General features: G+C 60.2%; 6 protein-coding genes, 1 tRNA gene and 1 pseudogene. 5 read left to right on the forward strand and 3 right to left on the reverse strand.

Annotation, left to right across the window (positions count from 1 at the left end; all coding sequences use genetic code 11):
- Positions 1-21 precede the first annotated feature (21 nt).
- On the forward strand, positions 22-2409 hold the full coding sequence (locus VFN25_RS10325; protein WP_325141549.1) for a hybrid sensor histidine kinase/response regulator: 2388 nt from the start codon (positions 22-24) through the stop codon (positions 2407-2409).
- Positions 2410-2464: 55 nt separating this feature from the next.
- Here VFN25_RS10325 and bfr read toward each other — a convergent pair whose 3' ends face one another.
- The 3 genes and pseudogenes from bfr to VFN25_RS10340 all read right to left on the reverse strand — a co-directional run.
- A complete protein-coding gene (gene bfr / locus VFN25_RS10330; protein WP_325141552.1) occupies positions 2465-2935 on the reverse strand; it encodes a bacterioferritin in 471 nt (156 codons plus the stop codon).
- Between the two features lie 277 nt (positions 2936-3212).
- Positions 3213-3419, reverse strand: a complete 207-nt coding sequence (locus VFN25_RS10335; RefSeq protein ID WP_325141555.1) for a bacterioferritin-associated ferredoxin — start codon at positions 3417-3419, stop codon at positions 3213-3215.
- 148 nt (positions 3420-3567) lie between these two features.
- Positions 3568-4080, reverse strand: a pseudogene (locus VFN25_RS10340) (RNA pyrophosphohydrolase); the annotation flags it as partial.
- A gap of 302 nt (positions 4081-4382) precedes the next feature.
- On the opposite strand from VFN25_RS10340, the gene VFN25_RS10345 reads away from it, so the two are divergent.
- From VFN25_RS10345 to VFN25_RS10360, 4 genes are all read left to right on the forward strand, one after another.
- Positions 4383-4459, forward strand: a tRNA-Met gene (locus VFN25_RS10345).
- Between the two features lie 349 nt (positions 4460-4808).
- Positions 4809-6005, forward strand: a complete 1197-nt coding sequence (locus tag VFN25_RS10350) for a beta-ketoacyl-[acyl-carrier-protein] synthase family protein (protein ID WP_325141557.1) — start codon at positions 4809-4811, stop codon at positions 6003-6005.
- Entirely contained in the window at positions 6002-6802 is an 801-nt protein-coding gene (locus VFN25_RS10355; RefSeq protein ID WP_325141559.1) for a beta-ketoacyl synthase chain length factor, read from the forward strand. The genes VFN25_RS10350 and VFN25_RS10355 overlap by 4 nt, the downstream gene beginning before the upstream one ends.
- Positions 6799-7110 (forward strand): glycosyltransferase family 2 protein (locus VFN25_RS10360; protein ID WP_325141561.1); only part of this gene is annotated, 312 nt, incomplete at its 3' end. The genes VFN25_RS10355 and VFN25_RS10360, both read left to right, overlap by 4 nt.

The following is a 7110-nucleotide window of genomic DNA, read 5'->3' on the forward strand; positions in this document are numbered from 1 at the left end:
TTGGCCGAGACTGATCACAACATGTCGACCGTGAATTCGAACTCCCGCTGGCGCACATGGCTGATCGCGGCCCTGGCAGGGGTGGCGATTGTCGTCGCGTCTGCGCTTGTTTTTGTTCCCCAATGGCCACCTGCCGGCATTGCATCAGTACTCATCGGTATCGCGATTGTGCTTGTCATTCTTGCCCTGACCACGCCGCCGCCGGTTGCAGAACAGGTGCTTCCGGCACCGGTCACGACCGCGGTGAAGCAGGCACCGGCGGCAATTCCGCCGGCGATCCTGCAGGAGCTTGAATCGCTGCGCGCCATCCAGGGCGAGCTGCTTGCTGCACGCCAGGAGGCCGAGGCGGCAACCATGGCCAAGGGCGAGTTCCTGGCCACGATGAGCCACGAAATCCGCACGCCGCTGAACGGCATCGTGCCCTTGCTCGACATTCTGCGTTCGACACCGCTGCAGCCGGATCAACGCGAATATCTGGCCACTGCGTACCAGTCGGCGATGGAACTGTTGCGCATCGTTGATGACATTCTGGATTTTTCCAAACTTGAGGCGAGCAAGCTCGAGCTTGAGAGCGTCGGCGTCAATCTCAAGGAGCTGGTTGATTCGGTCGCCAAGCTCATGCAGGGCAGTGCCACGGCCAAGGGCTTGCGACTGGGCGTTGTCATCGATCCATCCGTGCGTCTTGCCGTGCGCGGCGACCCGGTTCGATTGCGCCAGGTGCTGACCAATCTGGTCAGCAATGCGGTCAAGTTCACTGAGCGCGGCAGCGTCACCATCCAGATCGGCAAGCGCGGCGAAACGCGCACCCACCACGAAGTGACATTCGCCGTCCGCGATACCGGCATCGGGCTGACCGAAGAAGCCGCGGCGCGGCTGTTCAAGCCGTTCACCCAGGCCGATGCATCGACCACTCGCGTGTTTGGGGGTACCGGTCTCGGCCTGGTGATCTGCAAGCGCCTGGTTGATCTGATGGGTGGCAAGATCGGCGTACGTTCAGAGCCCGGGCGTGGCTCGGTGTTCTGGTTCAACGTGCCGTTGCAGAAAGCGATTGGAGATATCCGCACGAGAACCGATCTTGCCGGTGTGCGCGCGTTGATCCTGAGCGGCAATGAAGCTTTCATTCGTCGCTCTGGCAGCCTTTTGAGCCAGCTCGGCATGAGTCATCTGCACAGCAATCTTGCCGTCGATGCACTGACCCGGTTGCGATCAAGTTCTGCGGCAGGAGAGAGTTGGGGATACGAATTTCTGCTCATCGATGTCGCCACCGTCGGCTCCGCGACGATTGCCCTGGTTCGCAATATCCGCCGTGATCCGTCGCTGGATCAGCTGCGCATTGTCATCGCCGGCAGCCATGAAGGCGTACAGGATCTGCGCTCCGATGAGCGCCAGGCGGCCATATCCGAGTCATTCGACGAACGCGAGCTGCGCGAAACCTTGAGCCGGCTGCTGGGTATTGGCCAGGTTGAAATCAACCGCGAAGGCCCGTTGCTGGCAACGCCGATGTCAGCCGATGAGGTCGCGGCGCAAGAGCCGGCCGCCTACGCCAAGCTGCACGGTCGTGCGCTTCTGGTCGAAGACAATCCGGTCAACCTGAAAGTCGCAAACCGATTGCTGATCCTGCTCGGCATCGAGGTCGATAGTGCAACCGACGGCAGCATCGCCCTGAAGATGCTGGCGGAAAACCAATATGACCTGATTCTCATGGATTGCCAGATGCCGGTCATGGACGGCTATACGGCGGCACGCAAACGTCGCGAAGATGAAAAGGTGCGGAACCTTCCGCATTTGCCTATCATCGCGATGACCGCGAATGCGATGGTTGGAGATCGCGAAAAGTGCCTCGCCGCAGGCATGGACGACTACCTGACCAAGCCGCTCAATCGGCCACTCCTGTACAAGACTCTGGCGCACTGGCTGGAAACTTCATCCGCGCAGGCAACATCGGCTCCGACCGTCGTGCCGACGAAACCGGCTCCGTCGCAGTCGGTTCCATCAGCCGTTTTTGCCGCGCCGCCAGCGAGTCAATTCGGAGCGGCTCCGGCTTCCGCTGCTGTCTCGCCAACAGCGGCTCCGCCAGTGGATCAGGCAACGGTCCAGGAGCTTCTCGAAATCATGGGGGAGGGCTTCAGCGAGCTGGTCCAGGTCTATTTCGATGACACCCCGAAGTTGCTCGCGCGCTTGCGTCAAGCCGCGGGAGACAGCGATCACGAGATCATTTCCGAAGTAACCCACTCGTTGAAATCATCCAGCGCAAATGTCGGCGCGCTGCCGCTCGCCGAACTTGCCAGGAATGCCGAGGTTCAGGCCAAGGCACGCCGCAGCGACGAGCTTGGTTCACTGCCTCAATGCCTCGACAACGAATACCGTCGTGTCCTTGAGGCGTTTGCCGGAATCGGGCTGGTGCCTTAAGGCAACGCTGATCAAGTGGCGCAAGCATCACGACACTTGATCAGCATCGACTGGATCAGCTACCGATCTTTGTTTGCAGGTAGTTCGCTTCGCCGAGTTGCGCAATCAGGCCAAGCTGGGTCTCCAGCCAGTCGATGTGTTCTTCCTCGGATTCGAGGATGTCGACGAACAACTTGCGGCTGACGAAATCCCCGCTGCTCTCGCAATAGGCAATCGCCGCCCGAAGATCAGGAACCGCCTGTTGCTCCAGCTTCAGATCGCAGGCGATAACTTCGCTCGGATTTTCCCCGATCAGCAACTTTCCAAGCTGTTGCAGATTGGGCAAGCCATCGAGAAACAGGATCCGCTCGATCAGTTGATCGGCGTGCTTCATCTCATCGATCGATTCCTTGTACTCATGCTCGGCAAGCTCGGCATAGCCCCAGTTGCGATACATGCGTGAATGCAGGAAATACTGATTGATCGCCGTCAATTCATTGAACAGTGACTTGTTCAGATGCTCGATGACCTTGCTATCACCTTTCATGTGCGCGCTCTCCATTTGGATGGGTTGAGATGGCCGCCTTTGGCAGCCTGTCGGATTCAATCTGGCCAGTCTGCGGATACGGCTGGACGGTACATCTTCCGGCGCCTTTCGACCCGTCCAATCACGAGGGGTCTGCAAACCGTCGTTGTCTGTCCGCGCCCAGCCGAACTCTCACTGCAATCGTCAGACGACCGCAGTGGCCACTATAGCCAAAGCAGAAGAATCAGGGGGTAACGCGAATCGGACGCATTGATGCGTGCAAGCAGTGTGCGCTCGCTCAGGCAGCGACCGCCAGGCGCAACGGAAATGCGCGAATTGCCGGTGCGCGCGCCTCAGCGAGAATCTCGCGGGCGACATCAATACACGAGCCACAGCCGCTTCCGCAGCCGGTGCGCATGGTCAGCTCTTCGAGCGTGCCGACGCCACGTGCGGCCGCATCGCGGATCTCGCTATCAGTGATGCCATTGCAAATACATACGTACATGGACGGTGGCCGTCTGAGGGACAGGCACATTTAATTGCAAATGCGAATGATTGTCAACAACTGCCGCATCCCGGTTCAACAGCCTGTTACAGGATCGAATTCGGGCGTCAAAAAGCTATCGACGCGCGCAGGCCGCTTCGTCGGCCGCCGCTCGGACCGGATCCAGTTCACGCAGCGAGGTTTTGCAAAGTGCTTCTGCCAGGGGCAGCAAATGACGCAAGGCTTGCTCGTACACGCCTCGCTTGAACGACACTACATGCTCGCTCGGATACCAGAAATCGACCCAGCGCCAATGGTCGAACTCTGGCTTCTCGTTGGCATCGAGGCGGAAATGCGTCTCATCACCGGTAAAGCGCAGCAGGAACCAAACCTGCTTCTGACCCACGCAGGTGGGTCGGACATTCCGCCGTACGAATCGGTTCGGCAATCGATAACGCAACCAACCCGGGGTTTCCCCGAGCACCTCGACATGCTCGGGTTGCAAGCCGGTTTCTTCCTCAAGCTCCCGGTACATGGCCTCAATCGGAGTCTCGTCGGTGCGCATGCCGCCCTGCGGAAACTGCCAACCATCACGGTTGACCCGTCGCGCCCAGAATACGCGGCCATCATCCCTTAAAAGGACGATGCCGACATTGGGGCGAAAGCCATCTGGATCGATCACGTGGAATCTCCACTTCCTGCAGGGACAACGGTCACGCTCAACGCCGTCGAAGCCAACCGACACGAATCGAAGCAGCGCGGAACACCCGTTACGCCTGATTCTTCCACAGCGCCAACGGCACCGGCAAGGCATCCGAGTTGGCGCAAAGCCAGAAAGCTCTTGAGGACAACGCTTGACACCCGCGATGCAGGCACTAGAATCCGACCCCCCTCAGAGCCTCCGGCTCGCATCAGAATGCCGCTCCGTCAATCCGGGCACAGCACGCAAAATGTCGGGACCAAAGCGGTAAGTTCAGGAATTCTGGCTATGTAGCTCAGCCGGTTAGAGCACGGCACTCATAATGCCGGGGTCGGTGGTTCGAGTCCACCCATAGCCACCAGAATCCTCTGAAAATCAATGACTTGCCAGTAGGCGCTCGTTGAAGCCAGACCAAGCGCTGCACTGTTGCCGGCGCAACACTTCGCTTTTCCGGCAAGTACCTTCACCTGTTTCTGACCCGAGCTGGCCGCCTGGCCGATGGTCGACTTTGCGTTCGAACAAAGCATGCTTGAGCGCGCGTGAGTAGCCAGCACTTCCCGTTTCTGGAAACGAAACTTGATCCAACCTCACCACGGGGTTTCGAGCCCGCCAAGGCGACTCATTCAGCTTCACCGATGCTGGCGCCGCGAAAAGACGGATAGCGCAATGGCTCGCTATACTCCGTTGAATTCCGGAGCCATTGATAACGCGTGCCGAATCCCATTGATCCGATCTTCATCAGCGCCTATACCGCGACATCTGCCCTCGGCCGGGGTCTGGCTGACCATCACACGGCGCTCCATCAGGGGCGTAGCGGGCTTCACCGCAACGATTTCACCCAGGTGCCGCTGGATTGCGCAATTGGTCGCGTAGCGGGGCTTGAGCAGGCTTCGCTGCCGGAAGATTTTTCGGCATTCGAGTGTCGCAATAATCGCTTAGCCTGGCTGGCGATCGAGGCTGATGGATTCCTCGATCAGGCGCGTGCCGCGATTGCCCGCTACGGTGCGGATCGGGTGGCTTTGCTGGCGGCGACATCGACATCAAGCATTGGCACGACCGAAGAGGCCTACGCGAATCTCGATGGCGACCGCATGCCGCGAAGCTCGCGTCGGTCTGCGGTGCATACGCCGCATTCGCCAGGCATCTTTCTCGAACAGGTATTGGGCACGCGCGGCCCCTGTCTGACGACGGCGACGGCGTGTTCATCGAGTGCGAAAATTTTCGCCAAGGCCGAGCGCATGATTCGCCTCGGCGTCGTCGATGCTGCAATTCTGGCCGGGGTGGATACGCTCTGCGGCAGCGTCTTGTTCGGTTTCAATTCGCTGGAACTCGTCGCGCCACAACCGTGCCGGCCCTTTGATGTACGCCGCTGCGGCATTTCGATCGGTGAAGCCGCGGGGTTTGCCCTGGTCGAGCGCAGCGGATCCGCGCGTTCGGCGCGCTTGATCGGTTGGGGCGAGTCCAGCGATGCCCATCACATGTCAACGCCACACCCGGAAGGCCTCGGCGCGCAGCTCGCACTGGAGGGCGCATTGGCGCGGGCCGGCTTGAGTGCGAACGACGTCGACTACATCAATCTGCATGGCACGGCCACGCCGAAGAACGATGAGGTCGAGGCTGGCGTTGTCGTCCGTGCCTTCAACCCGCGCACGCGGGCCAGCTCGAGCAAGGGCTGGACAGGCCACACCCTGGGCGCGGCCGGCATTCTTGAATCGGTGATCAGCTTGATCGCAATCGAAGATGGCTTCATACCGGGCACGCTCAATTGCGAACAACGCGATCCGGTTTGCGGGCCGCAGATCGCGCTGAAAAACGAAGTGGCAGATGTGCGCATCGCGCTGAGCAATTCGTTTGGTTTTGGTGGCAGCAATTGCACGCTGGCGTTTGCTCGCGCGGAGCAATCATGAGCGCCTTGCATGTCTGTATCGAGGGTATCGGTTTCTGGTCACCGGGTTGGCCGGATTGGGATGCGGCGCGCCGTGGCTTGCGTGGTGAAGCAAAGGCCGATCCGGCCGTCGTCAAGCCACTACCGACCCTGCTCGCCGCAGCCGAGCGTCGGCGCGCGCCGCTTCCGGTTCTGCTCGCTTGCGAAATTGCCGCGCAAGCCTGCGCGGCCGCAGGTCATGCGCCGGATACGTTGCCATCGGTGTTTGCAGCGACGCATGGCGATCTCGTCATCACCGATTACATGTGCCGAACGCTGGCCACGGCACCGCGCGAACTGTCTCCAATTCGTTTCCACAACTCCGTGCACAACGCGCCAGCCGGGTACTGGACAATCGCCGCAAACTGCCATGCCGGTTCAACCTCGATCAGCAGTTGGCATTCGACGTTTGCGATCGCATTGTTCGAGGCTGCCGTGCAAGCCTTGGCCGATGACACGCCAGTCCTGCTCGCCGCCTACGACACCGAATCGCCCGGGCCGCTTGGCGACGTTTCACCCTCGACGACCCAATTTGGCGTCGCCATGGTGATTGCGCCGCCGAATGGCCGATCCTCGACGCTGCGCATGGAGTTGCAAGCGTTGCAAGAGCTGACGCGCGCTGCCGATCCGCTGCCGGCCGAATTCGCCGCACTCGCAATGAACAACCCGATGGCCGCACAAAGCCTGCCCGTACTGGCGATCATGGCGAGTGCCGAATCAGGCAAACTGCGAATTCAGGCCGGAAAGCAATCGAGCCTCGATCTGGAGTTCAATGCATGAGTGATTCGTCACTGGGCCGCGTGGCGATCCTGATCCCCGCCCTGAACGAAGAGATGGCAATCCGCCGTGTGCTCGAATCGGCACTTGCCGTGCTGCCGGATGTGATTGTCGTCGATGATGGTTCAACCGACCGCACCGCGGAAATCGCCAGCGAATTTGGCGTAACCCTGATTCGCCACGCCTCACCCAGGGGCAAGGGTGAAAGCTTGCGCGATGGGTTCCGCGAAGCCTTGCGTCTCGGCTTCGATGCCGTGGTTGCGATGGATGGTGATGGTCAACATGATGCAGCCGATATCCCGCGCATGCTC

Source organism: Dokdonella sp. (assembly GCF_035703485.1).
Taxonomy (GTDB): Bacteria; Pseudomonadota; Gammaproteobacteria; order Xanthomonadales; family Rhodanobacteraceae; genus Dokdonella.